This window comes from Chryseobacterium taeanense (assembly GCF_900099685.1).
Lineage (GTDB): Bacteria > Bacteroidota > Bacteroidia > Flavobacteriales > Weeksellaceae > Chryseobacterium > Chryseobacterium taeanense.
Genome location: NZ_FNDW01000013.1, coordinates 70,891 through 96,868 on the forward strand (window position 1 = coordinate 70,891; position 25,978 = coordinate 96,868).

21 protein-coding genes are annotated in these 25,978 nt (G+C 34.8%); 5 read left to right on the forward strand and 16 right to left on the reverse strand.

Annotated features, from left to right (window positions below; translation table 11 throughout):
• Positions 1–140: 140 nt before the first annotated feature.
• Complete coding sequence (gene dnaN, locus BLR30_RS15705) at positions 141–1,271, reverse strand: DNA polymerase III subunit beta (RefSeq protein WP_089860980.1); 1,131 nt, start codon at positions 1,269–1,271, stop codon at positions 141–143.
• A gap of 202 nt (positions 1,272–1,473) precedes the next feature.
• On the opposite strand from dnaN, the gene BLR30_RS15710 reads away from it, so the two are divergent.
• From BLR30_RS15710 to BLR30_RS15720, 3 genes are all read left to right on the forward strand, one after another.
• Complete coding sequence (locus BLR30_RS15710) at positions 1,474–1,842, forward strand: diacylglycerol kinase family protein (RefSeq protein ID WP_089860982.1); 369 nt, start codon at positions 1,474–1,476, stop codon at positions 1,840–1,842.
• A gap of 147 nt (positions 1,843–1,989) precedes the next feature.
• Entirely contained in the window at positions 1,990–2,364 is a 375-nt protein-coding gene (locus BLR30_RS15715) for a hypothetical protein (protein WP_089860984.1), read from the forward strand.
• A gap of 2 nt (positions 2,365–2,366) precedes the next feature.
• On the forward strand, positions 2,367–2,909 hold the full coding sequence (locus BLR30_RS15720; RefSeq protein WP_089860986.1) for a hypothetical protein: 543 nt from the start codon (positions 2,367–2,369) through the stop codon (positions 2,907–2,909).
• A gap of 143 nt (positions 2,910–3,052) precedes the next feature.
• Here BLR30_RS15720 and BLR30_RS15725 read toward each other — a convergent pair whose 3' ends face one another.
• From BLR30_RS15725 to BLR30_RS15780, 12 genes are all read right to left on the reverse strand, one after another.
• A complete protein-coding gene (locus tag BLR30_RS15725; protein WP_089860987.1) occupies positions 3,053–3,436 on the reverse strand; it encodes a barstar family protein in 384 nt (127 codons plus the stop codon).
• 39 nt (positions 3,437–3,475) lie between these two features.
• Positions 3,476–7,171 (reverse strand): phosphoribosylformylglycinamidine synthase, encoded by a 3,696-nt coding sequence (locus tag BLR30_RS15730; protein WP_089860989.1) that lies wholly within the window; start codon positions 7,169–7,171, stop codon positions 3,476–3,478.
• A 114-nt stretch (positions 7,172–7,285) separates the two neighbouring features.
• Positions 7,286–8,245 carry a WG repeat-containing protein gene (locus BLR30_RS15735; protein WP_089860992.1) on the reverse strand — a complete coding sequence of 320 codons (960 nt, stop codon included), beginning with the start codon at positions 8,243–8,245 and terminating at the stop codon, positions 7,286–7,288.
• Between the two features lie 18 nt (positions 8,246–8,263).
• A complete protein-coding gene (locus BLR30_RS15740; RefSeq protein ID WP_139164646.1) occupies positions 8,264–9,280 on the reverse strand; it encodes a hypothetical protein in 1,017 nt (338 codons plus the stop codon).
• A 45-nt stretch (positions 9,281–9,325) separates the two neighbouring features.
• Complete coding sequence (gene purB, locus BLR30_RS15745; protein ID WP_089860996.1) at positions 9,326–10,753, reverse strand: adenylosuccinate lyase; 1,428 nt, start codon at positions 10,751–10,753, stop codon at positions 9,326–9,328.
• 230 nt (positions 10,754–10,983) lie between these two features.
• Positions 10,984–13,311 carry a beta-glucosidase BglX gene (gene bglX, locus BLR30_RS15750; protein ID WP_089860998.1) on the reverse strand — a complete coding sequence of 776 codons (2,328 nt, stop codon included), beginning with the start codon at positions 13,309–13,311 and terminating at the stop codon, positions 10,984–10,986.
• A 153-nt stretch (positions 13,312–13,464) separates the two neighbouring features.
• Positions 13,465–14,169, reverse strand: coding sequence for a carboxylesterase family protein (locus BLR30_RS15755; RefSeq protein ID WP_089861000.1), 705 nt, complete (start codon positions 14,167–14,169; stop codon positions 13,465–13,467).
• A gap of 82 nt (positions 14,170–14,251) precedes the next feature.
• The gene (locus tag BLR30_RS15760) at positions 14,252–15,640 is read right to left on the reverse strand and encodes a glucoamylase family protein (RefSeq protein ID WP_089861002.1); all 1,389 of its coding nucleotides are present in this window, start codon (positions 15,638–15,640) and stop codon (positions 14,252–14,254) included.
• 19 nt (positions 15,641–15,659) lie between these two features.
• Positions 15,660–17,054: a glucoamylase family protein gene (locus BLR30_RS15765; RefSeq protein ID WP_089861004.1), complete on the reverse strand. Its 1,395-nt coding sequence runs from the start codon at positions 17,052–17,054 to the stop codon at positions 15,660–15,662.
• 49 nt (positions 17,055–17,103) lie between these two features.
• Positions 17,104–18,000 carry a LamG domain-containing protein gene (locus tag BLR30_RS15770; protein ID WP_089861006.1) on the reverse strand — a complete coding sequence of 299 codons (897 nt, stop codon included), beginning with the start codon at positions 17,998–18,000 and terminating at the stop codon, positions 17,104–17,106.
• 4 nt (positions 18,001–18,004) lie between these two features.
• Entirely contained in the window at positions 18,005–19,483 is a 1,479-nt protein-coding gene (locus BLR30_RS15775; RefSeq protein ID WP_089861008.1) for a RagB/SusD family nutrient uptake outer membrane protein, read from the reverse strand.
• 14 nt (positions 19,484–19,497) lie between these two features.
• Complete coding sequence (locus BLR30_RS15780) at positions 19,498–22,368, reverse strand: SusC/RagA family TonB-linked outer membrane protein (protein ID WP_089861057.1); 2,871 nt, start codon at positions 22,366–22,368, stop codon at positions 19,498–19,500.
• A gap of 422 nt (positions 22,369–22,790) precedes the next feature.
• On the opposite strand from BLR30_RS15780, the gene BLR30_RS15785 reads away from it, so the two are divergent.
• Both BLR30_RS15785 and BLR30_RS15790 read left to right on the forward strand, forming a co-directional pair.
• Positions 22,791–23,468: a DUF4197 family protein gene (locus BLR30_RS15785; protein ID WP_089861010.1), complete on the forward strand. Its 678-nt coding sequence runs from the start codon at positions 22,791–22,793 to the stop codon at positions 23,466–23,468.
• A gap of 41 nt (positions 23,469–23,509) precedes the next feature.
• Entirely contained in the window at positions 23,510–23,815 is a 306-nt protein-coding gene (locus tag BLR30_RS15790; RefSeq protein ID WP_042721409.1) for a DUF493 family protein, read from the forward strand.
• Positions 23,816–23,871: 56 nt separating this feature from the next.
• Here the strand turns inward: BLR30_RS15790 and BLR30_RS15795 are convergent, their stop codons facing one another.
• The 3 genes from BLR30_RS15795 to BLR30_RS15805 form a co-directional block, all read right to left on the reverse strand.
• Entirely contained in the window at positions 23,872–24,222 is a 351-nt protein-coding gene (locus tag BLR30_RS15795; protein ID WP_089861013.1) for an ArsC/Spx/MgsR family protein, read from the reverse strand.
• 74 nt (positions 24,223–24,296) lie between these two features.
• Positions 24,297–24,911, reverse strand: coding sequence for a deoxynucleoside kinase (locus tag BLR30_RS15800; RefSeq protein WP_089861015.1), 615 nt, complete (start codon positions 24,909–24,911; stop codon positions 24,297–24,299).
• A 32-nt stretch (positions 24,912–24,943) separates the two neighbouring features.
• Positions 24,944–25,897 carry a hypothetical protein gene (locus tag BLR30_RS15805; RefSeq protein ID WP_089861017.1) on the reverse strand — a complete coding sequence of 318 codons (954 nt, stop codon included), beginning with the start codon at positions 25,895–25,897 and terminating at the stop codon, positions 24,944–24,946.
• Positions 25,898–25,978 lie beyond the last annotated feature (81 nt).

The following is a 25,978-nucleotide window of genomic DNA, read 5'->3' on the forward strand; positions in this document are numbered from 1 at the left end:
GTTTCGGCTGCTGCGGCGAAGCCGCCGCAGCAGCCGAAACAAATAAAATAGCGAGTGCGGAAAGCGGGAAATAGCTCCTTAAAAAACAAAAAAGAGGTTTTGAAAATATCAAAACCTCTCTTATTTTTATCTAAAAACGATTATAATCCAATCACTGGCATTGATAACATTAAGATATTTTCGTTTTCTTCAAGACCGTCAAGAGGTTCAATAATCCCCGGTCTGTTTGGTTGAGACATTTTCATTGTAATATCGTCTGAACCCAGAATTGTTAACATTTCCGTTAAAAATTTGGAGCTGAAACCGATATTGATATCTTCTCCATTATAATCGCATGGAATCTGCATATCTGCTTTATTCGCATACTCCGTATCTTCTGCATGAAGGTGAAGAATATTCGCTGACAATTTGAATCGAACCTGGTTGGTAGATTTATTTGACATGATGGAAGCTCTTTTAATAGCTCCTAACAGTAGATTTCTATTGATTGTCAATACATTCGGATTTTCCTTTGGAATTACCGCTGTATAGTTGGGATATTTTCCATCGATCAGTCTACAAATCCATATATGTTTCCCGAAAGTAAATTTGGCCATATTCTCATTGAAGTCGATGGTAACGTCGTCGTTTGAGCTTGCTAAAATATTTTTGAAAATATTCAACGGTTTTTTCGGCATGATGAATTCCATAGGCTCGGCATTCATAAGGTCGGTTCTTTTATATACAACCAATCTGTGAGAATCTGTAGAAACAAAGTTGGTTTCATTTTCACCGAACTGAAAAAGAACCCCCGTCATCACCGGACGAAGAGAATCGTTACTTGTTGCAAAAAGCGTATTGGTAAGTGCTTCAGACAAAACTCCTGCTGACATGGTAACACTTTGTGAAGCATCGAATTCCGGCAATTCCGGATAGTCGTCTGCATTATCCAGCGCTACCGCAAAGTTATCTTTTTCATCTAAAATCTCAAGCTGACTTCCGGTTCCTTCTGCATTATCTTTTACCACCAATGTTAATGGCTGCTCTCCATAAGTCTTGATAAAATCCTGAAAAATCTTGGCAGGAACGGCAAATTTGCCGGTATCGTCCGACTTCACATCTAAAGAAGTGACAAGAGTAGTCTCGCCATCGGATGCTGTAATGGTAACCTGAGTTCCGTCTAATTCAAAAAGATAATTTTCTAAAATCGGTCTCGACTGAGAGCTTGATATAACGCCACTTACAGTTTGCAAAGCTTTCTGCAGTTCACCACTTGAAATAATAAATTTCATAGATTTAAAAATAAATTTTTACAAATATAATAAATAGAAAACAGACTGAAAAGAATAATCCTGAGAGTTATTAACAACCATCAAAAGATTTTTATACTAATCCTTCCACTTCATTTCAATATCTTTTGATCTCAAAATGATACCGACTAAAGATAGGGATTTTCTTTGAGCAATTCGCTATATTTACAAATATCTTTTCAGTATGCGAAAACCATCTCTTTACAAAAGTTTTTTCAATGCTTTCCGTGGTATTTTCCTGATGCTGAAAAATGAAAGAAATTTTCAGATTGAAGCCGCCGCATTTTTTATTAATCTGTTTCTGATTTTTTATTTAAAACTGACAACGATTGATGCAATTCTTATTTTGGTCGTTTGTTTTGGTGTTTTATCCGCTGAGATTTTTAATACTGCCATTGAAAAGCTCTGTGACTTCATTCACCCTGAATTTGATAAGAGAATTGGTTTTATAAAAGATATTTCGGCCGGAGCAGCGTTTTTAATGACTGTTTTATCGATTGTTGTAGGCATTTTAATCTACTCAAAATATATTTCCTTGAAATTAAATTTTTAAGAACATCCTATTAAATTAAGATTTATATTGAAAAAAATTCATTCAATTATGCCATAAAATAACATTTTTTCAATAAAATTAATTTATCACTATATTTTGATAAATATTTTTTGTTACATTTGCATCACAATCAACAATTTAATACATATGAAAACCAAATTATTCTATGCCTTTCTTTTGGCAGGAAGTATTTCGTGCAGTACCGAAACATCAACCATGAACCCGATGAGCACGACAAAAAGTGAAGAAGTTCAGAATTTTGAAAAATCTATCAAAAGTCTTTTCAGACCCGAAAATGCTGAAACTCCGGAGGAAATAAGGACTCACAAACCAATGGAACTCAGTGAAAGACGCAAAGACATTCTTATTCCTTCTGCGATTGAGCTCATAAAATCCAGCGGAGTAAAAGAAAAAGAAATCAACGAAGCCACACAGGGAGACAAAGAAAAAATTCTGACATGGGCTATGAAGATATATAATGCTAAAATAGATCAGATTAACAAAAATTCAAAACTAAGATAATCATGAAAAAAATAATTACTTTACTCTTCGGCTTAACTTTAGGAGCCACTAGTTTTGCTCAGATCGATCCGAGTACCGGTCAGGGAACCATACATATCTGGAATACCGATAACTATCACAGTTTAAACCTGAACTTTACACTTTTCACACTGAATCCTACAACCTGCTCACCAGATTTCCAATCGCTTGGACCTTCGATTCCTCTGCCACCAGGTGAACTGACGAAATACTCAAAATATATTGATTCCGATACCGCATCCGGACATCCTTATCCTATAGACAGTTGGTATGACGGAAGCATTTATTCACCCAGCGCAATTCCTCCAAGTATCGTCTATGACCAACGGTGGGCATACGTAAAATTTGAATTTAGGGAACCTAGCAACCCCGGACAATATATTCCCGGAATGAGCGGTTCGGTAGGATTTTATCAGTCATGCACGGGTATTCCTGACTATTTAACAGGTACTTCTTCCGGAGGAACATATAGCTTTGAGGTAAAAGCTTATGTTATAGGAGGCGATTTATGGGTTGAATTCCACTAATTATTCCACACCATACAAAATAAATCCTGTCATTTTTTCTGACAGGATTTATTTTTACTTATCTAACTACCTATTTCCCAACATATACAAATCCATATTTCCCGGATTAGTAATTTCCAGCATAAACTGATTGTAATAAATTATTAATGATTTAAAATTAATGTAATATCCTTATGCGATTCTATAATTTCAATTAAAATTTCAAACAAGGTTTGGCCGGTTCCGTCAATCAGTTCATCCAGTTTTTGCTGAATTAATTTTATATTAAAAGGCTTTCCTTGGCTGATTTTATTTTCATAAAATTCTTTAGTTAAATCAAACCCTAAATCTTTTCTCGATTTCTCAGAATTTTCCCAGATAATTTCTCCCTGAAATTCATACAGAATATCATTAAAACCATCCAGTGTTCCAACTTCCCAATCTTCATCTTTTAGAAAAAGTTGAGAAATCTCTTCGTAAAAACCTACCAGATTTGAAAAATGACTGCCATTGATGACAGTCATTTTCTTATTTGAATTATTACTCATTTATTTAAAGTTAAAAGCTAATTGCCAAATGTTTGCAGCTTATTTGAAGTATTCCACTCCATTTTTAAATATATTGTGATAATTGGCAGTTGGAATATTTTTCATCAATCCTTCTGCAAAACGTTCCGGGTGTCCCATTCTACCAAAGATTTTTCCACAAGGAGAAGTAATTCCTTCAATCCCGAACAATGAATTATTTGGATTAAACGGCATTCCGTGGGCAATGTTTCCATCTAAATCTAAATATTGTGTAGCAATCTGTCCGTTTTCATACAGCTTTTGAATTTCTGCTTCTGAAGCTATAAAACGACCTTCCCCGTGAGAAATTGGAATCGTGAACACCTGATCTTTCATTCCTTTTAACCAAGGAGATTCGTCATTGACAACTTTTACATTGACCATTTGTGAAATGTGTCTTCTGATCGCATTATGAGCTAAGGTTGGAGAATTTTCATCCAGATCTTTAATTCTTCCGTAAGGTAATAGTCCAGATTTAACTAACGCCTGGAATCCGTTACAGATTCCAATAATCATTCCGTCTCTGTCTAATAATTCATGAACTGCATTTCTCATTTTTTCGTTTTTCAAAACGTTCACGATGAATTTTGCAGAACCATCCGGCTCATCACCTGCAGAGAAACCTCCAGAGAAAGCCAAAATCTGAGAGGTTTTAATTTCCTCAACCCAGACATCAATACTTTCATCCAACAATTGGTGATTGATGTTGATTAAAGGCAAGCTACTGATAACCGCACCTTCTTTTGCGAAAGCGTTCAGCGTATCGTACTCACAGTTTGTTCCCGGGAAAACCGGTGCGAATACTTTTGGCTGAGCGATTCCGTATTTTTTAATAATGATATTTCTTGGATTGATTGAGTTTAATTTTACATCGATCTCAACCGTAATTTTTTCTTTTTCAACTGTTGGGAAAAGATTTTCGAATGTGTTTGTGTTGGCAGCTAGAAGCTTATTGATTGCTATTGGTTGATTGTTGATCGTTAGAACCTCATCTGTAACAACTTCTCCTATTAATTGAAGATTTACAGAACTTAACTCTTCTTTAGATTCAATAATTAAGCTACCGATATTTTTAGCCAGTAAAACAGTTTCGTCAATCGTAATTTCAGCACCTAATCTGTTTCCAAAACTCATTTTTGCCAAAGCAACCGCAATTCCACCTTCTTTAACTGTTTTTACTGAAACGATTTTTCCTGCTTTGATGTTTTCGAAAATAAATTCGTAAATATTTTTTAAATCATCATAATTCGGAAGTCCGTTTTCCTGAGCGATATGATTGAAGAAATAAATCTTGTTTCCTGCTTTTTTAAATTCAGGAGAGATAATATTTGATTTTTCACCATTTGCACAAGCGAAAGAAATCAACGTTGGCGGAACATTCAGATCCTGATATGTTCCACTCATTGAGTCTTTACCTCCAATAGCTGCCAAACCGAAATTAATCTGAGCATCATAAGCTCCCAACAAAGAAGCCAAAGGCTTACCCCATTTTTCAGGATTCTGACCTAATTTCTCAAAATATTCCTGGAAACTGAATCGAATATTTTTGTAATCGCCGCCCATTGCAACGATTTTTGCAACACTTTCCACAACTGCATAAGAAGCTCCCAGCAAAGAATTCTGCTTAGAAATCTCTGCATCGAATCCCCAACTCGCCAAAGAAACGGTTTCAATATTTTTTGCTCCGATAATTGGCAATGTCTGAACACTTCCTTCCATCAACGTCTGCTGATATTTTCCACCCAAAGGCATCGCAACCGTAGTCGCACCAATCGATGAATCAAACATTTCCAGCAAACCTTTTTGAGAAGCAACATTTTTATCGCTTAATATTTTTAAGAAATTCTCTTCATTAAATGAAAGAGTTTCTTCTTTTACTTCATTAAGGTGAGTAATTTTAACTTCCTGGCTTTTTGAACAACCGTTTGTATCTAAAAATTCTCTCGAAAGATCAACAATTTTATCGCCTTTCCAGAACATCTGCATTCTTCCCGAATCCGTAACTTTTGCAACCTCAACAGCTACAATATTTTCAGCTTCACAGAACTTGATGAACTGTTCTTTATCTTTTGGTTCAACCACAACCGCCATTCTTTCCTGAGATTCAGAAATTGCAAGCTCGGTTCCGTTCAGACCTTCATATTTTAAAGGTAAAACATCCAGATTAACTTCCAAAGAATCTGCTATTTCACCGATTGCTACGGAAACACCACCCGCTCCGAAGTCATTCGATTTTTTAATTAATCTCGTTACTTCAGAGTTTCTGAATAATCTCTGAATTTTACGTTCTTCAACCGCATTTCCTTTCTGAACTTCAGAACTCATCGTGTGGATTGAAGTTTCGTCCTGTTCCTTAGAACTTCCGCTTGCTCCGCCTACACCGTCACGACCCGTTGCACCACCCAAAATAATTATCGAATCACCAGCTTCAGGTTTTTCACGTCTTACCCAATCCACAGGAACGGCTCCAGCAACGAAACCAACTTCCATTCTTTTTGCTTTGTAGCCTTCGTCGTAGATTTCAGAAACCATTGTAGTTGCCAAACCGATTTGGTTACCGTAAGAAGAATATCCGTTTGCAGCCTGTTTTGTGATGGTCTTTTGAGGTAATTTACCCGGTAAAGTTTTGTCAACAGATTCTAAAACATCTGCTGCACCCGTTAATCTCATTGCCTGGAAAACAAAAGAACGTCCGGACAAAGGATCTCTGATAGCTCCACCTAAACACGTTGAAGCCCCACCGAAAGGTTCAATTTCAGTCGGATGATTGTGTGTTTCGTTTTTAAATAATAAATACCAAGGTTCTTTTTTACCGTCGTATTCAGCTTCAATCTGGATCGTACAAGCATTGATTTCATCTGATACAACAAGATTCTCCAAATTGCCTGTTTTATGGAAATATCTTCCACAAACGGTCGCCAGATCCATTAGAGATATAGGCTTCAGTTCGCGTCCTAAGAATTTTCTTTTTTCGATATAATCATTGAAAATAGTTTCCAATGTATGTTTAAAATCTCCTTCAAATTCAATATTTGACAACTCTGTTTCAAACGTTGTGTGACGACAGTGGTCGCTCCAATACGTGTCTAAAACTTTAAGTTCAGTTTCCGTAGGATTTCTTTGTTCAGATTTAAAATATTCCTGAATGAATTTCAAATCATCTAAACCTAAAGCAAAACCATGAGAATTATAAAATTGCTCTAATTCATCCGAATTAAACGAATTAAAACCTTCGTGAACAATAACTTTTGACGGCGTTTCTTCCGCAGGAATATCTAAAATTGATAAATCTTTTTCCTGAGATTCAACTTTATTGATTAAAAGGTCTTTGATTTTTACTAAATCAGATTCAGAAACTCCTTCAAACTCGATTAATTTACCGCTTCTTACTTTAGATTTTTCATTTCCAGTTAATAAAGCAATACATTGTTGAGCAGAATCTGCACGCTGATCGTATTGTCCCGGTAAAAATTCTAATGCGAAATGAGTTCCTTTTGCAGGATTCTCTTCGATTAAAATATCAGTAACCGGATCTACAAAAGTGCTATTGACCACCTTTTCGAATTCACCATCATTTAAACCAAAAATATCGTAAATATTATATACTTTTACGACTTGGACAGATGGAGCAACCGCTTTTACTTCATCAAATAGTTGCGGACTTTCAACATCGAAAATTCCTCTTTTTTCTACGAAAATTCTTTTGTTTTGAGACATTAGATGTCAGATTTTATTTAGATTTATTTTATTTAAAAACTTATTTGGCCAATGCCATATTCCATTCCTGATTGCAAAGATAGCATTCTTAAGGAATAAACATTTTCACTATTTTCATTTACTTAATTTATTCGGATTATCCGGATGTTCCTTCTGAAATTTTTCAGCTTGTTTTCTTTCGTTCTTCAGCCATTTTTCAAAAGGAATTCTTTCATCATCAAATTCCAATGTCATTATATTTTTGCCGTCTTCAGAAACAAGAAATTTGTAACCGGATATTCCGGCATCTGTTTTTTTGTAGTCATAGGCATTCACCTGATAGAATTGAAAATTTTCCTTTGGTTTTTCTACAATTTCAAAGAAAAGCTTCTTTTCTGCATCAGACAATTTATCGTAATGATTGACATAATATATTTCCGAAAGCATTTTATTTTTTTCCTCAAAAAATCTGAGAATACTTTTTTCCTTTTTATTATAAGAGAAAGGGTATGGATAATATTTCCCATCAACTTTAACCGTATTTTCAGATTTTGAAACAGGCTTTATAATTTCTCCCTTAAAATTCATAACGCCCCAGGTTCCTCCGACTATTGCTTTATGCTCATCTTCAGTTTTTTCCCAGTCACAGCCGTCACAAAAAGCAGCATAACCATAATTAAACGGCGATACAAAATCATGTTCAGGCTTGATGACAACTTTTCCATTTCGATCTACAAAACCAACTTTTCCGTCTTTAACAAACCTTCTTACACCTTCAGAAAAATAATCCGCTCCATTATCGTAAAAGAAAGGTCTGTAAAGGAAATTTCCTTCTCTGTCGTAGACATATCCCCATTCATTTTTTCCAGGTTTTTCATCTTTTTTAAAACCATCAAAATAAACGGTCTCACCTTTTACCGGTTCGCCATCTTTGAGATATGAAAAAATTTTAAACTGTGCAGGAATGATTATTTTGCCGCTTTGAGTTTTTACACCAACCAAAGAATCTTTCGATTTGAAATACTTCAACAATTCTTTCTCCTGAGAAAAAGAAAGTATTGGCATTAGTAAAATGGCTGGAAGTATTTTTTTCATATGATTTTTTACAAATAATTACTCATCTTTGTTAAGATCAGTTTTCTTGCGGGAATTTACAATAAGATAATACTTTTGAGAAGTATTATATTCGATTGAATTTTCCTGTTTCCACTTTTGGTAGCCTTTGTAATCAAATTGATGATTTTCAGGAGGAATTAATAAATAATAGTAACTCTCCATCAAAAATTCATCTATAAAGCCAGATTCTCTTAGTTTTATAAAGAAGCCAATTAGATTATTTGTTTCGTAACCTCCTTTGCTTGGTTTCGGATTTTTTTCCGTTTTATAGTCAATAAAACCATTAATACCAGCAATCTGATAGTTTAAAAGTATACCCGGAATTCCTGATGCTCTTTCATATTTATTGATATTTTCATAGATCCACCTCATCTTATTAGTTGCACTACTCATAGCACTTCTAAGCATTAGAGAATCACGAAAACAGGCTTTTGCGTAATAAATATTTGAATATCTCGTCAAAGGATTTTTTTCAACAATTTTTGATGGCATTATTTTTTTCAAAAACTCATCCTGTCTGTTATCCAGAGCCAAAGTATCATTCCCTTTCTGACTTGTTTCTGAAACAAAGATCCAAAATCCTGCATCATAAACTCTTACATTTATTAATCTGTCAAGATGCGAAAAATAAGTGCTAATTCCATTGAGTTTAAAATTGCCGTCTTTAAAACTTATTGTTTTATTGATAGCCTCTTTAGGACTGTATCTTCTGCTTTTAAGATTTTCGAAATAATAATTAAAAAGCCTCTCTTCATCTAAACCTCCTAAAACTATTTTGAACTGAAAAAGAGCATCATTATTTTCATTTTTATATTCTGCAGAAAAGACACTATCATTTTTAGAGTTTGCAAATAAAGCTATTCTTGAAAAATTACCCAAATTCATTGGCGCAGAAATTCCAGAAATAGGATGTTCAAAATCTGTATTTGATTTAATTTTTTTATTCAGTTTTAATTCCTGCGAAAATATCATCACAGGTAATAAGAGCAAAACAAAAAAGATACTAATCTTCATACGATTATTAATAAAATATGCAGCCCAAAAAGACTGCATATTGATTTATACTTTAAGATCAGCTTCTAATCCTATCAAATCTTTGTTGGCATCAATAATCGGCTGAACTTCATTTGCAATGAATTCTTCCGTCTGGATAGGGGCAAAACCAATAAAGTTTTTAGGATCAAGCACTTCTTTTAATTTTGACTTATCCAGCTTTAATGAGTGGTCGTTCAAAATTCTTTCGATAAGATCATTTTCTTTTCCTTCCACTTTTACCTGCTTGGAAGCTTCCATGGAATGAACTCTTATCACTTCGTGAATTTCCTGACGGTCACCGCCGGCTTTCACTTCTTCCATGATGATATATTCTGTCGCCATGAAAGGAAGTTCTTCCATAATATGTTTGTTGATTCTGTTCGGATACACCACGATTCCGTTCATGATATTATTCCAGATTAATAGAATTGCATCAACTGCTAAAAAAGCCTGAGGAATTGTTAATCTCTTGTTGGCAGAATCGTCCAGTGTTCTTTCAAACCATTGCGTTGAAGCTACCATTGCAGAACTTGTCGTAAGAGACATCACATATTTTGCCAATGCTCCGATTCTTTCGCTTCTCATTGGATTACGTTTGTAAGCCATCGCCGATGAACCGATCTGATTTTTCTCGAATGGTTCTTCAATTTCTTTTAGATTTTGAAGTAAACGTAAATCGTTGGTGAATTTATGAGCAGATTGAGCGATATTTCCTAATAAAGCAACAACTTTAGCATCGATTTTTCTGTCATAAGTCTGCCCGGACACGCCGAAAACTTTCTCAAAACCGAATCTTTTTGATAATTCTTTATCTAAATGTTTAACTTTAGAATAATCACCGTTGAAAAGCTCCAGGAAGCTCGCCGCTGTTCCAGTCGTTCCTTTTACTCCACGGAATCTCAATGTTTCAAGGAAGAAATCAAGCTCTTCGATGTCAAGAACCAAACTCTGTAACCAAAGTGTAGCTCTTTTTCCGACAGTTGTTAACTGAGCCGGCTGGAAATGAGTAAATCCTAAAGTTGGAAGATCTTTATATTGAATAGCAAAATCCGCTAAATTTTTGATAACATTAACGAGCTTTTTCTTTAAAATTAAAAGCCCGTCACGGATTTGAATTAAGTCTGTATTATCTCCTACAAATGCGGAAGTTGCTCCGAGGTGAATAATTCCTTTGGCTGAAGGAGCAACATCTCCATAGGTGTGAACGTGTGCCATCACATCATGACGGAATTTTTTCTCGTACTCCGCTGCTTTATCATAATCGATGTTTTCAGCATTGGCTTTTAGCTCAGCGATTTGCTCGTCTGTAATTTCAAGGCCAAGGTCTTTTTCGATTTCAGCAAGGGCGATCCAAAGCTTTCTCCAGTTCTGGAATTTATTGTTATGAGAAAAGTTAAACAACATTTCTTCGCTTGAATAGCGTTCTTCCAATGGATTTTTGTAGGAATTCATTCTTTCTTTTACTTTTTAGCTATGCAAAAATAGGGTTTTTCTGTGAGAGTTAAAAATGGTTTTCTTATTGAGCATTCTTACAAAATAAGTTAAAAATAATCATCATTCCATTTTAATTTAAAATAGTAATCTTTTTTGATTATAGATAAATTAAAGCTGTATTAAAAACAAACAAATTCATTTTTCTAAAAAGATAAAGCCGCCTCACGAATGAGACGGCTTCTTAAATTTTATTTTGTCCAGTTGATTTTTGAATGTTTCACATCCGAAGAACTTGTTCCGATCATGATATCAAATTCTCCCGGTTCCCAGTCAAATTTCAGATCGCCATTATAGAACTTAAGATCTTCCGGAGTAATATTAAAGGTAACTTTTTTAGATTCTCCTTTTTTCAACATTACCTTTTGGAATCCTTTCAATTCTTTTACCGGTCTTGTAATAGTCCCTACCAAATCTCTGATGTAAAGCTGAACCACTTCTGCACCATCATAATTTCCGGAATTCGTAACCGTTACTGAGGCCTGAATCGTTTGATTTCCTTTAGGATTTACATTTGAAACCGTAACATCGGAATAGTTGAATTTAGTATAACTTAAACCATATCCGAACGGATAAAGCGGAGTGTTACATTCATCCATATAATTGGAACGGAATCTCTGGTATTCGCATTTATCCACAAGCTTCTGATCTAAAGGTCTACCGGTATTTTTTTCATTATAATAAATAGGCACCTGTCCCAAGCTTCTCGGGAATGTCATCGGAAGTTTTCCGGAAGGATTTACTTTTCCAAAAAGAACATCTGCGATTGCATTTCCAGCTTCTGAACCCGGGAACCATGCATTCAAAATAGCATCAGGAGCATTTTTCACATTGGTAAGCGCCAATGGACGACCTGTAAAAAGCACCATCGCTATTGGTTTTCCAGTCTTTTTCAATTCGTTTAATAAATCTACCTGAGACTGAGGAATGGTAATTTCTGTTCTGGAAGAAGATTCTCCACTCATTTCAGCAGATTCTCCAATCGCAAGAACGATCACATCTGCTTTGTTAGCTACATCAACAGCTTCTTTCAATAAAGCTTCTTTGGAACGATTGTCTCTGTCGGTTTTTTTGCCGTGAGCTGCATAAATTTCTTCCAGTTTTGCATCATAATCGATATTAGCGCCTTTTGCAGAAATGAATTTTACATTTTTGCCGTAATTAGCTTCCAGTCCTTGCACCAGATTGATTGACTTATCGTGCTTAGCCGCCACACTCCACGTTCCGGTCATATTGATGGAATTATTCACCAACGGTCCGATAACCGCTACCGTTCCGGTTGCTTTTAAAGGAAGGGTCTGATTTTCATTTTTCAATAAAACCATCGACTGGGCTGCAACATTTCTTGCAATATTTCTGTTTTCCTGGCTGAAAACTTCTTTTGCTGCCAGTTTTGCATCTCCGTGTTTATAAGGGTTATCAAATAATCCAAGGTCATATTTTGCTTCAAGGATTCTTCTTGCTGCCATATCAATTTCAGCCTGAGTCACTTTTCCTTCTGACAATGATTTTTTAAGAGTGGTTAAAAAACCTTCGCCCACCATATCCATATCAATTCCAGCTTTTAAAGCCAATGCAGAAACTTCCTGAAGATTACCCATTCCGTGATCTACCATTTCGTTGATTCCGGTATAGTCGGTTACTACAAATCCTTTGAAATTCCATTTATTTCTTAAAACTTCGGTTTGCAGCCATCTGTTTCCAGTAGCCGGTATGCCGTCCACTTCATTGAAAGAAGCCATTACAGAAGCTACTCCTGCATCAACCGCAGCTTTATAAGGAGGAAAATATTCGTTGAACATTCTGATGTGGCTCATATCAACGGTATTGTAATCTCTTCCCGCTTCACCGGCACCGTACAATGCGAAGTGCTTTACACATGCTAAAATGGTATTTCCAGCTGCAAGATCTTTACCCTGATATCCGTACACCATGTTTTTAGCAATTTCACTTCCCAGATACGGATCTTCTCCTGAACCTTCGGAAACTCTTCCCCATCTTGGTTCGCGGGAAATATCCACCATCGGAGAGAATGTCCAGTTTATTCCATCCGCTGAAGCTTCTTTAGCCGCTACACGCGCCGATTGCTGAACAAGGTTCATATCCCATGAAGAAGCCAGTCCCAAAGGAATAGGAAAAGTCGTTTCATATCCGTGAATTACATCCATACCGAAAATCAACGGAATTTTCAAGCGGCTGTTTTCAACGGCTACTTTCTGAACGGCTTTAATTTTATCCGCGCCTTTTATATTGAATAGTCCACCCACTAAGCCTTGTTCAACTTTTTTTCCGATGTCTGAGCTTTTAGCCAAACCGGTCGTAAAATCTCCGGAACTCGGCAAATTCAGCTGTCCGATCTTCTCATCCAATGTCATTTTAGACAAAAGATTGTCTACAAAAGTCTTCTTTTTAGTCTGATATTGAGCCGTCTGATATACCTGAACGGGCTTCGATACCATTTCCTGTGCCGAAAACACAGGTGCCAGTGCTAAAGTGGCCATTACAATTAACTTTTTCATAAAATCTATCTTCTTTAATTATATAGTTCTTTTTGTAATAATAATTATTTAAATGCAAACAACAAACTTTTTAAAAGTAATTGTCTCCTTTCCGATGTATGGATTTAACAAAGATCGTAAACATTTTAAATGACAGTTATTAATTTTACTTAATTATTTTCTTTTTGATAGCATCCATTCATACAGTGCGGGATCGGAGTATGTAGAATCCCAGGAATTGTGATTGTCATTCGGGAAAATTTTCAGTTCTGCTGAAGGATTTACAGGATGTAATTTTTGATAGAAATTAAATGCATTTTCCGGTAAAACCACATCATCCATTCCGCCATGGAAAATCTTCATATTCAGATTTTTGTATTGATTAATGTTTGCGTACATCACCCTGTCGGTAGGGGCGCACACAGAAACCACGGCTGCAAACATTTCGGGGTGTTCCATCGCCAGCTTCAGCGTTCCCCAACCTCCCATAGAAAGACCGGTAAGATAAATTCTGGAAGCATCAATCTTATATTTTGCCTGAATTTCTTTAATCAGATTATAGACTGTCTCCGTATCCCACCATATATTTTCAGGACATTGCGGCGCTAAAATTGCCACCGGTTCTTTTATTAAATTTTTATAGGTGAACGGACTGTGTGCTTTCACTATTTCCAGATTATTACCTCTTTCCCCCGATCCGTGAAGAAAAACAATAAGCGGAACATTACCTTTCGTATTTTGAGGATAATCCAGTATGTAAGAAATTTTTTCCTGTCTTTTAACCTCCTTATTTAATTCTGCTTTTATTTCCTGTGCGTGTAATAAGCTTAACGAAAAAGGTAAAAATATAAGAGGTAAATGCTTTAATTTTAATTTCATTTTATTTTTAATTTTTGACTGAAGCCTGTTTGAATTTATTTAGCAAACGGACTACAGTTCATTCCTATTGATTAACGAAATTTTATTTTATTCCGTACTTCGGAGATTGAAAACTTAGCTTTTTTAATCCCTGCTGAATTTCAGGAGCATTCATGAATAATTTCCATAAAAATCCTGTTCTGTAATTTTCGATCATCGGAGCAATTGTTCCCTGATCGATGGCAAGATATCTTGGGGTTGTCCAGTTATCATAATTAATCGAATTGGCATCATAAGGTCCTGCAGAGCCTATAAACTCAGGTTTCTGTGTGTACAGAAAGCGTAAAAAGTCCATAGATTCTTTTGGCGTATAAGGGAAACTGCTCAATGCCGCCGTGGGTGTAATTACTCCTCTGTCATTTTGTGGAAAATGAGCATCATAACCAACACTTCCATCACTATTTCTTGAGTAACTTGCCGTTAATCCCCAATAATTTGGTCCATAACCAGCCCATTGCTTAGGATTTTCAACACAGTACTTATAATCAATAAGAACCTGATTTTTATTTAAATCAAAATAATTCTTGATTAATTTATCTGAAAGATTTGTAGGATCCAAACCAATATATGAATAATGCGCCCAGAATAATGGACCTCCATATTCTTCAGCTCCATTGTGTTTAACATATAAAGGAAGTCCGTATTTTGTCTTATCGGAAAGATAGGTTCCGTTTCTTGTCCAGCCTTTATAATATGTTTCAGCATCGATAGGATACGTAGGTGAAGATGCCGCTAAAATATAAGTAATCAGGCATTCATTATATCCCTGCAAAGGAAAGTTCATTTCCCATTGATAATCTGGTGACCAATGCCAGTACAAAACTTTCTCACCACCTTTTGTGTACCAGTTCCATTGAATTCCTTTCCAAAGATCGTCACATTTTTTTGCCAGAGCTTTTTCTTCAGCATTTCCATTTTTAAAATATTCACGAACCATTAAAATTCCTGAAGTCAAAAATGCTGTTTCCACCAAGTCTCCTCCGTTGTCTTTCTTTCCGAAAGGCACTGTTTTACCGGTTTCCCCATTAATCCAGTGCGACCATGCTCCTTTGTGCCGATCAGCCTTTGCAAGAAAATCCATCATGGTGGTCAATCGTTTTACCGCTTCCTTTCTCGGTATAAAACCTCTTTCAACACCTACGAGAACAGTCGCAAGCCCAAATCCGGAACCTCCAGTTGTAACGACATGTTTATCATTATCCGGATAAATATTATCTTCATGATATCGTTCCCTTCCAAGTAAAGAATTCGGCTCAGCGTAATCCCAGAAGTATTTTAGTGCATACTTCTGTACTTTGTCCATTAATTGTTGATCAGTAATATCATTTTTTACTGCCTGAGTTTTCGCAATTTCCTTTTGTGGAACTTGTGAATTTTTACAGGAAATTGTAAATAATGATATTAAAGTGATTGACATTATAATCCTCTTCATGTTAATATTTTTTATTTTTTTAAAATCCGTATTGTGTGGAGTGGAAACCTAATTTGATTAATCCCAACTTTACATCAGGAGCATTCATAAATAGTTGCCATAAGAATTGGCTTTTATAGTTTTCAACCATTGGAGCAATTGTGCCCTGATCTATAGCTAAATATCTTGGAGTAACCCAATTGTAATGTACAGAATAAGCATCATAAGGTCCTGCAACTCCAACATATTTATTATAGTTTTCGTTGTATAGAAATCTAAGCATATTCATACTTTCTGAAGGCGTATAAGGCATATTTGATAATGCTGCCGTTGAAGAAATAACTCCTAAGTCATTATTTGGCTGGTGCGCTGCATATCCTGTAGATCCGTCTGAATTCCTGGAATAACTGGCGGTAAGTCCCCAGCTTTTAGAATTATATCCCTGCCATCCTTTTGGATTTGTTAAGCAATATTGATACATTATTTTGGCATGATTTGTCGTAGCATCTCCATAATTTACATATTCATCAGATAAACCTCTGGGGTCCAATCCTAAAAATGAATAATGAGACCAAAACATGGGACCAACTGTACCATTTGCTCCGTTATGGTTAACTACCAAAGGAATTCCATATTGTGATCCTGTATTTTTAATACTCCCATTTCTTGCCCATCCTTGCTGGTAAACAGGTTTTTCAATAGAATAATTTGGTGAAGCTGCTGCCATTACATAAGTAATTAATGTTTCGTCGAAACCTTTTAGTTGCAAATTCATCTGGAAATTGTAATTAGGAGACCAATGCCAATATAGTACATTTTGTCCCTGAGTGTACCAATTCCATTCAATTCCCTTCCATAGAGTGTCTGCCTTTTGAGAAAGTGCCAGTTCTGAATTATCAGAAGAGGTTTTAAAATACTCTCTTACACAAATTAATCCTTGTGCTAAAAAAGCAGTTTCCACCAGATCTCCACCGTCATCCATTGTACTAAAAGGAATAACCTGTCCTGTAGCCCCATTCATCCAATGTGGCCATGCTCCATGAAACCGATTGGCATTCTGTAAGAAATTAAGTGAAGTTGTAAGTTTTGAAACTGCTTCGGCTCTGGAAATATATCCATTTTTAATTCCTACCAGAATCGTCATCAATCCGAAGCCTGATCCTCCAGTCGTGACAACATTGGCATCCTGTCCCGGATTATCGGTATGGTATCTTTCACGCGCAAGTTTAGAATTTGATTCGGCATAATCCCAAAAGTATTTTAAGGCATCTTTTTGGACCATTTCGATGAGCTGGGGATCGGTGTAGTTGTTGACAGGATTTTGGTTATTCCCATTTCCGCCAAGTGGAGTTCCTGATCCAGATGAAGCATCATCAGAAGAGCAGCTATTAAATATTATACTTGACAATAATATTGTTGATATAATCTTTCTCATATTATAAATGTAAAAAAAGGCCTATTTCTAGGCCTCATTCAAATAATAATTATCTGTTATCTTTTTCAAGTTTATACAAAGCATCAATTTCTCCTGCCGTGAGAGCTTTATCATACATTCTGAATTCATCCATTAGTCCTGTATAGTTAAGCATCCAACTATCTGGTGATCCCCAAGGTGTACCTAAATGCTGTTGATATCCTCCAACAATAAATTTAGAAACATTTGAATTTGCTAAATCCCCAAGAGGCCCCCCACCTAAAGAAGGATCATTACTATATCTTTTTGTAATACTATCAGGGAGTTGAATTTTTACACCGTCAACGTACAAAGAAAATAATGACATTCCTCCATCATAAGTCCAAACAACATGTTTCCATTTATCATACATATTATCTAATTTATTTGTTCCTCCGGTTTCAATAAATTGTCCTGCCCAAGGAATGTTAGGTGTTACATCTTTTTGAATGTGAAACTTCATTAACATTTTTCCATCAGTAGAGCTTTCAATCAAAACAAAAATATTTCCCCAAAAATCTGTTGTTTTAGGTAACATAAAAAGACACTGGGCTCCTCCTGTATGGGTAGAAGTTTTTATCCACATCGACTGGGTAACGCTTTTCAAGTTTTTAATTTTATCATTTACATCACTGTAACTAATAAAACCATTTGTTGATCCTTTATAAGCCATACCTTTGACTCCAACATTAAAAGTACTTCCAGAGACATTTCCTCCGGTTAATCCACTTTTTGAATCTATCGTTGAAGAATTATCAAAACTAATTTTACTTATTAGGTGATCCGATGCTATTTCATCAGAATTTTGATAGCCACCGATCGAAGCATATGGTATAGGTAAATTCTCTTTATCTATATTGTCTTCGCAAGAATTTATAAAAAAAACTCCTGCGACGATTAATGTAATATTTTTAATTGTTTTTTTCATAATTTTAGTTATATCCAGGATTTTGTTGAGAATATTTAGCAGCTTGAAGCATAAAGCTTGATGGTAATGGGAATACCTCATGCTTACCAACTACAAAAGTTTTACCATCAGCAGCCATTGCAGATTGAGCCTGACCTGTTCTAATAAGATCAAACCATCTGTCATGTTCCATTGCTAATTCAAATCTTCTTTCTTTCCATATAGCAAGTCTGACATCTGACTGTGAAGAAGCTCCTGTATTCCCTAACCCAGCCCTAGTTCTTATTTGATTAACTAAAGTAATTGCTTGAGCGGTATTTCCTTGTTCATTATACGCCTCTGCTAACATTAATAAAACATCAGCATATCTAATTACTCTTAAATTTTGTGAAGCAAAATCATTTCCAGAAAAACTTGGAGAATAAGCTTTGTAATTATACATTGGATTAGATACCGTTGAAGGTAAGATTACACCATCATACAAAGTCTGTCCACGGAACATTATGGTTGCATCTTTTCTTAAATCACCTGTTTCATAAGCATTTAGTAGAGTATTTGAAGGGGTATTGAACCCCCATCCCCAACCACCTGCACCTCTTGGAGCCTGAACTTGAGAATATTGCTTAATACCTGGACTAGTAAGATTTGTGCTTCCTGATGGTCCTCCAATACTTTGAATTTCAAACAGTGATTCTTGATTATTCTCTCCACTAATTTTAAATATATCTGAATAAGAAGGAGTAAGAGAATAACCCGAAATCTGAGTTCCATATGTTATTACATCAGCCCACTTTTTTTGATATAATGCAACTTTGGTCATTAATCCAAGTGCTGCTCCTTTAGAAGCTCTTCCTATATCAGAAGTTCCATAAGCACTTTTCGCAGGTAATCCTGCTATTGCATCTTTTAAATCTTTTTCAATTTGGGCATAAACTTCAGTAGCTGATTTTCTTGTTAAAAGTGTTACATTATCTGCTTCAGAAGCAGGATCTGGAACATGATCTACAATTGGAACACCTCCAAAACATCTAACTAAATTGAAATAATAATATGCTCTTAAAAATTTAGTTTCAGCAATAAGCCTATCTCTTAAAGCCTGGCTTGCATTATCCAACAAGGGTAAATATTTTAATGCCTGATTGCATTTATTAATTCCTTCGTAATTTCCTTTAAACACGTCGCTAACTGAGCCACTTGAAGAATCAAAGGTCAATGCATCCATTAAATTTTTATCAGATCCTGCATCACCTGGATCTGATCCTTTATCGGCTTCATCAGAAGTAATACTAGTCATACCAATCCATGCGAATGAAGAAGTGTCCCATTCAAGTAGTTGTGCATAAGCAGAAGTTACAAAGCTTTTAGCCCCTTCGTCGTTATTATATAATGCCAAATCAGCAGTTGATATATTTTCGGTTGGAGCTACCTCTAAAAAATCATTAGAACAACTTACAGAAAACATTAAAGTTCCTGCCATTAAAAGTGTTATATATCTATTTTTCATTATTATTCTTATTTTTAAAATTTAACATTCATTCCAAATACGAATGATCTTAATTTAGGATAAACGCCTAATTCTATGCCTTGTGTTCCATACGCAGGACTTCCGTCTCCGTTAATTTCAGGAGAATAACCTGAATATTTTTGCCAAATAAATGGATTGATCGCACTTGCATAAAAACGTAAAGATGTGATCATTTCGCTAAATTTTGGCAATGTATAACCTAATGTAATGTTATTAATTCTAAAAAAGTTTGAAGATTCTAAATAGTAGTTAGAAGCAACTGGTTGAACATTTGTTGGACTTGGATTTGGAGAACTTATATTTGTTGGAGTCCAATAATTAGTAGCTATACTATATTCAATGTTTTCATTTCCATTTCTAACTGCTTTCTTCCCGTTAAATACCTTTCCTCCTATTTGACCGTATCCATCGACTGAAAAATCTACATTTTTATAGTGTATTCCAGCAGTTACTCCATAATTAGTAGGGGCAATTACCGATCCAAAAAATTTTCTGTCTGCATCCGTAAGCTTAGATCTCTCAACTACATTGTTATTTTTATCGTAATATACAAAATTACCTTGATTATCATATCCAGCTACTTCATATAACCAAAAACTACCAATAGGTTGTCCTTCAGAAAGCTTTTTTGTAATTTGGCCATTGCCTAGGCTTCCCCCGGTTAATGTATTAGCAAGCTCGCTAAGAGACTCTACGTTGTTTTTATTGTATGCAATATTACCTCCTATCCAATAAGTAAAATTATTACCAATTTTATCATCCCAACGTAAACTTCCTTCTATACCTTTGTTAGAAACACTCGCTCCATAATTATAATAAGGGTTACTAATACCTGTTGTTAGGATAGATTTTAAATCTAAAATAGCTTGTTTATTTCTTTTGTTATAAATATCTACCGTACCTTTTAATCTACGATTTAAAATTTCAAAATCTAATCCTAGAGATGTTTCTTCGGTTGTTTCCCAAGACAGTTTCGAATTAACAAGTGTATTAACTGTAATACCAGAATTAGCAGTACCTCCAATACCATAGCTATATAAATCAAATGGAACATAGTTTAATGGAACATTTTGATTTCCAAGTTTACCCCATCCTCCGCGGATTTTTAACAAATCAAAAAAACCATTCTGCATAAAGTTTTCTTTGGAAATTACCCATCCAGCACTAAATGCAGGAAACGTACCCCACTTTTCTCCATCAGCAAATTTTGAAGAACCATCCCTACGGATACTACCTGATAGTAAATACTTCCCTGCATATGCATATTGGAATCGTCCAAAATAAGAATTTAACCTATTCATATTCGTAGTCACATTTCCTCCGTCTTTCCCTGTAGGAACTTGTGTAAAATCACTTACAGTGGCAAAGTTTGCACCCCAATAATTAGATAACTGAGGCACATTACCATAAATTATTCTGCTATTATACACACTTCCAATTTCGCTAGCTTCTGTTCCTAATGTAACTTCTAAATCATGCTTTCCAAATTTCTTAGTATATGTAAAATAGTTAGACCAATTCCAGTTGAAGAAATGACTAGCATTTTTAGTAACTAAGTTATATGGATTTGTAAGTTTTCCTGAAGTTGCGTCTTTTGTATTAAAGAAAGTATTATAGGCATTATCTCCAATACTGTTATTTGGATGCCCCATCAACCAAGAAGTAATTCTATCGGCATAAGAATACTGGTTATAATTATTATATTCTCCTCCAAATTGTGAAGTAAACTTCAGATCATCTAATATCTTATATTCGGCAGTAATTCCTCCAAAAAGGTCAAATGTTTTTTGTTTTTCATTATTTAAGGCTAATTGTGCAACCGGATTAGGAACATTATTAATTTGTGTTAGAGATCCAGAAGTACCAGCAAATCCATTATCTTGAACATAAGAATTAGCATAAATACCATTAGCCCATTGTACAGGAATTAATGGAGATTGTTTGTATGCATCAGTAAAAGCTGATAGTGGTTTAGGAGTATTATTATTATTCGAAAAACCTAAAGTTTGTGTAATTTTAATTTTTTTAGAAACTTTAAATTCGTTATTCGTTCTAAAATTAAAACGTTTGTATTCCATTCCTTTAAGAATAGTCTGTTCATCATAATAACCTAAGGCAAAATTATAGTTTACTTTATCCGTACTTCCTGATAAAGATACATTATGTTGGGTATAAAATCCTTTTTGTGTAATTTCTTTCATCCAATCAGTGTTGACTGGTTGATCTTGTGAAAATCGTATTGATCCAGTTGCGAGATTTGAATAATTAGCAAAGAGATTACTACCTGCCATTTTTACAGTTTTAAGCATATCTCTTACACCAACAAAGGTATCATACCCAACCGTCATTTTTCCCCTACCTTGTTTAGTAGTAATTATAATTACACCATTTGCTGCCCTATTTCCAAAAATAGCCAAAGCACTTGCATCTTTTAATACTTCATAAGACTCAATATCATTAGAATTTATATTATTAATGAAGTTAGCATTTGTATCTCCATCAATTTGAACTCCATCTACAACATATAGTGGTGCCCTTCCTCCTAAAGCAGTTCCAATACCTCTAATGATTACAGATGGCTTACTCCCAGGGTTATCATCCGCAACAACATTAACACCTGCAACTTTACCCTGAATAGCCTGATTAGCATTCATTACTTTGGTTTTAGATACTTCATCAGCTTTTAGCGATGATACAGAAGTTGTCAAATCACTTTTCTTTCTGCTACCATACCCAATCATCACCACCTCCTCAATTTTCTGTTCTTTAGCAACAGTATCTTTTGGCGTGGTTTGTGCATTCACATTCATACCAAAGTATAGAACAGCAATGAGACATGAATACTTTAAATCACTTTGTTTCATATAGTTAAATTTTATTCGTACAATCATATTTAACAAAAAAGGCAGTACCTTTTTTCATGCTTATCATCGAATATTAACATATTCTCAGAAAAAGACATTAGTCAAAATTATAAAAATATCTTGAACAATGTTAATTTTACTTAATATTTTTATTTATCTGTTAAAGACCTTATTTTATTTAAAATAACAATATTGATTTACATTTGAAAAATATTTTCAAAACCAACCATAAAACAATCGATTTTAAGTTAAAAATGAAAAAAAATTATGAAAAAAAATTACTGATTTAATAAACAATTTTAGAATTATGACATTTTGCATCTTAACTATTAAACAGTCTTATCATTAAAAATTTGTTAAAACCATAATTCTTGTTAAATTTGGTTCATTATTTGAAAATACATTACGTTTAATCATTAACAATGAAAAAATATATTATTGCTGCTGCTTTTATTATAGGCACAGGGACTATTATCAATACAGCAATGCACTCATGCACTACGCTTGCAACATCGGATTTAGGGCTTTCTATCATTAAAAGATTTCTTTTAAACGGGATTGACAAAGGTGTAAATATCTACAGCAACAGAGATGCTTTCTTACAGAACAATATGGTAGATAAGGCTCTTCCTAAACAATTGAGAGAAATCAATTCAATGCTTGAAAAGGTAGCGCCTTCACTGGTTGAAAAAGAAAGAGCATATATTGCAGATGCTGCCGTTTACACCGTTAACATTTCAAAACCAATTCTTGTGAATGCGGTAAACAGCTTAAATGCACAGGATGTCACGAGAATTATTCAGGGAGAGAAGGGAACTGCCACACTTATTCTTAAGGAAAAAACGTCTCAGCAACTCATTGCTGCGATTACCCCTAAAGTAGAAGAACAACTGAACCAATACGGAATTGTGAGAAGCATTAATACGGCTCTATCCGGAAGTAACCTTTTGGGCAGCTTGCTTGGAGGCAATAAAAGTCCGGTGAATGCAGGAGGGTTAAGCCAATTAGCATCAGAACAGCTGGTAAACGGAATGTTCAACATCATTGAAGATTATGAGATCCAGAACTCTAAGTCTCTTCTTGGTCCACTTGGAAAATAGAAATAATTTCGTTATATTTAAATATTATTTAAAATAGGTTAATGGACATTTTACAAGGAAATCAGCATGCGAGTCCTGAGGATTTTTATAATTCGCTAAAGACAAAACTGGAAGATCATCACGATTTTCCGGAAGATTATTTATTTAAGTTTATTATTCCAACAGATCAGGCAAAGCTCACTGAAATTTACAGGGTTTTTGACGGAATTAAATTTACCCTTGGAAATCGGGAAAGCAAAAACGGAAAATATACAGCCTGTAATATTAACGCATTTGTTCTGGATGCCGATCAGGTGGTTAAAATTTATAAAGAAGTCGCAAAAATAGAAGGGGTTATTCTATTATAAAAACAAAGTCAGCTTAATTGCTGACTTTTCTGTTTACATTTTTAATATGTTTTTATTTATTTTTCGATAAAATATTTCACATTTTCAATAGGTCTTCCCAGCATCGCCACAGAGCCTTTGATAAGAATCGGCCTTTGAATCAGCGAAGGATTTTCAGCTAAAATCTGGATCCATTCTTCTTCAGAAAGATCTTGATTTGCAAATTTTTCAATATATAATTTCTCGTTCTTTCTGATGATATCAAACACACTCTGATTGAGTTTTTTCAAAACAGTTTTAATTTCAAGAGGACTTAATGGCTCCTCAATAATATTAATGATTTCAAACGGAACGCCATTCTCATCAAGATACTCCAAAACCGCTTTGGATTTTGAACAGTTACCGTTATGTAAAACTTTCACTAACATTTTAATTGTATTTAATACTCAACAAATTTAGAAAGAAACAGAATGAAAACACATTAATTTATACTAAATCTTTGTTAAAACAATCCGTAAAGTTCTGCTTCAATTTTTTCAAGGATAAATCCGAAATCTTCAGGTTTTTCAACAAAATCGAGATCATCGACTTCTATAATCAATAATTTTCCTTCTGTATAATTAGATATCCATTTTTCATACTTCTGATTCAGTTTAGAAAGATATTCAATACTGATGGATGCTTCGTACTCCCGACCTCTTTTATAGATCTTTTTCACCAGATTTGGAACGTCTGATTTAAGATAAATTAATAAATCAGGTGCAGAAACAAAAGATTTCATTAAGTCGAAAACTGATGCATAATTATTAAAATCCCTGTCTGAAAGCAAATTCATATCATTCAGGTTTTCGGCAAAAATATGGGCATCTTCATAGATTGTACGATCCTGAATGATATTTTTCCCACTATCTCTGATCTCTTTTACCTGTCGGAATCTGCTTCCTAAAAAGTAAATCTGCAGCGCAAAGCTCCATTTGCTCATATCTGCATAAAAATCTTCAAGATAAGGGTTGTGATCTACATCCTCAAACTGTGCATCCCATCCGTAATGTTTTGAAAGCATGGTCGTTAAAGTAGTTTTACCTGCTCCAATATTCCCTGTAACTGCAATATGCATATTTTTCTCCTTAATTATTAATGATTTATCGATTAATCCCCGGCAGACTGTAGCGTAGAAATTTCCTCGATCAGCTTTTGAATAGAACTTTCCCCGGGATTTTTATTTTCTATTTCCTGAGTTTTTTCCTCCAGTTTTTTTTCCTGAGTGTCAGGCTCTGAAGTTTTTTCTTCCGATGGTTTTACCTCCTGCTGAGTATCTTTCGACTGCGGTTCTGACTCCGTCTGTGGTTGGATTTCTTTATTTTTTTCGAGACTGTAAAGATAAAGTTTGTTGGCCTTGATTGCAAAATAAGAAAGTGTGTTTTTATCCACAATCTGCACATCCGGATCCTGAAAAATTTTAACCATTTCTTTTTCCGGAATGTATTTTAAAATAGTGTTGGGAGTAATTACTAAAATATTTTCGTTTTCTCTCCTGAATCGTTTTCCGTTTTCAACAGATGCTTCAAAGATTTTTTCAAATTTAAAAGTATAAACCCTAATACTGTTTCTCGTTAGGATATAGATCTTATTTTCATACACTAAAAGATCCATCAGATCATCAAAGCTGGCATCGAAGGGATAAGAATTAATAATTGTTTCGTTTCTGAAATTGTACTGGATAAGCCTTTTGGTGCTTTCATCCAATAGCCAAAGCTGTTGCAGGTCTTCTGCATAAGCCATCTTGATGAAGCCAAATTTCTGTTTGAAATCCACCCTTTGAATTTCATTCATGTTCTGATCTACAAATTTAAGTTCCTGTCCGTTTTCTGAAAAAAGCGGCACACTCAGCGGATTTTGTACGGTCTGTATTTTGTATGGAACAGTCAACATCATTTTGCCAATCTGTTTTCCCAGAGAATCATATTTGGTGAGGCTAAAATCCTTATTCTTATAGATGTAGAGATTGCCGTAATCATCGGCGAGCATATCTTTAGCTTCCTTGAGTTTTAAAGTGTCTAAAGGAAGAGATTTCTGCGCATATAGCGAACAGAAGGTAAACATAAAAATGAAATATAATACTCTCAAATTATTCTACTAAAGTAGCGCTCCATTAGGAACGCTACCAATTTACTACTTTATTTT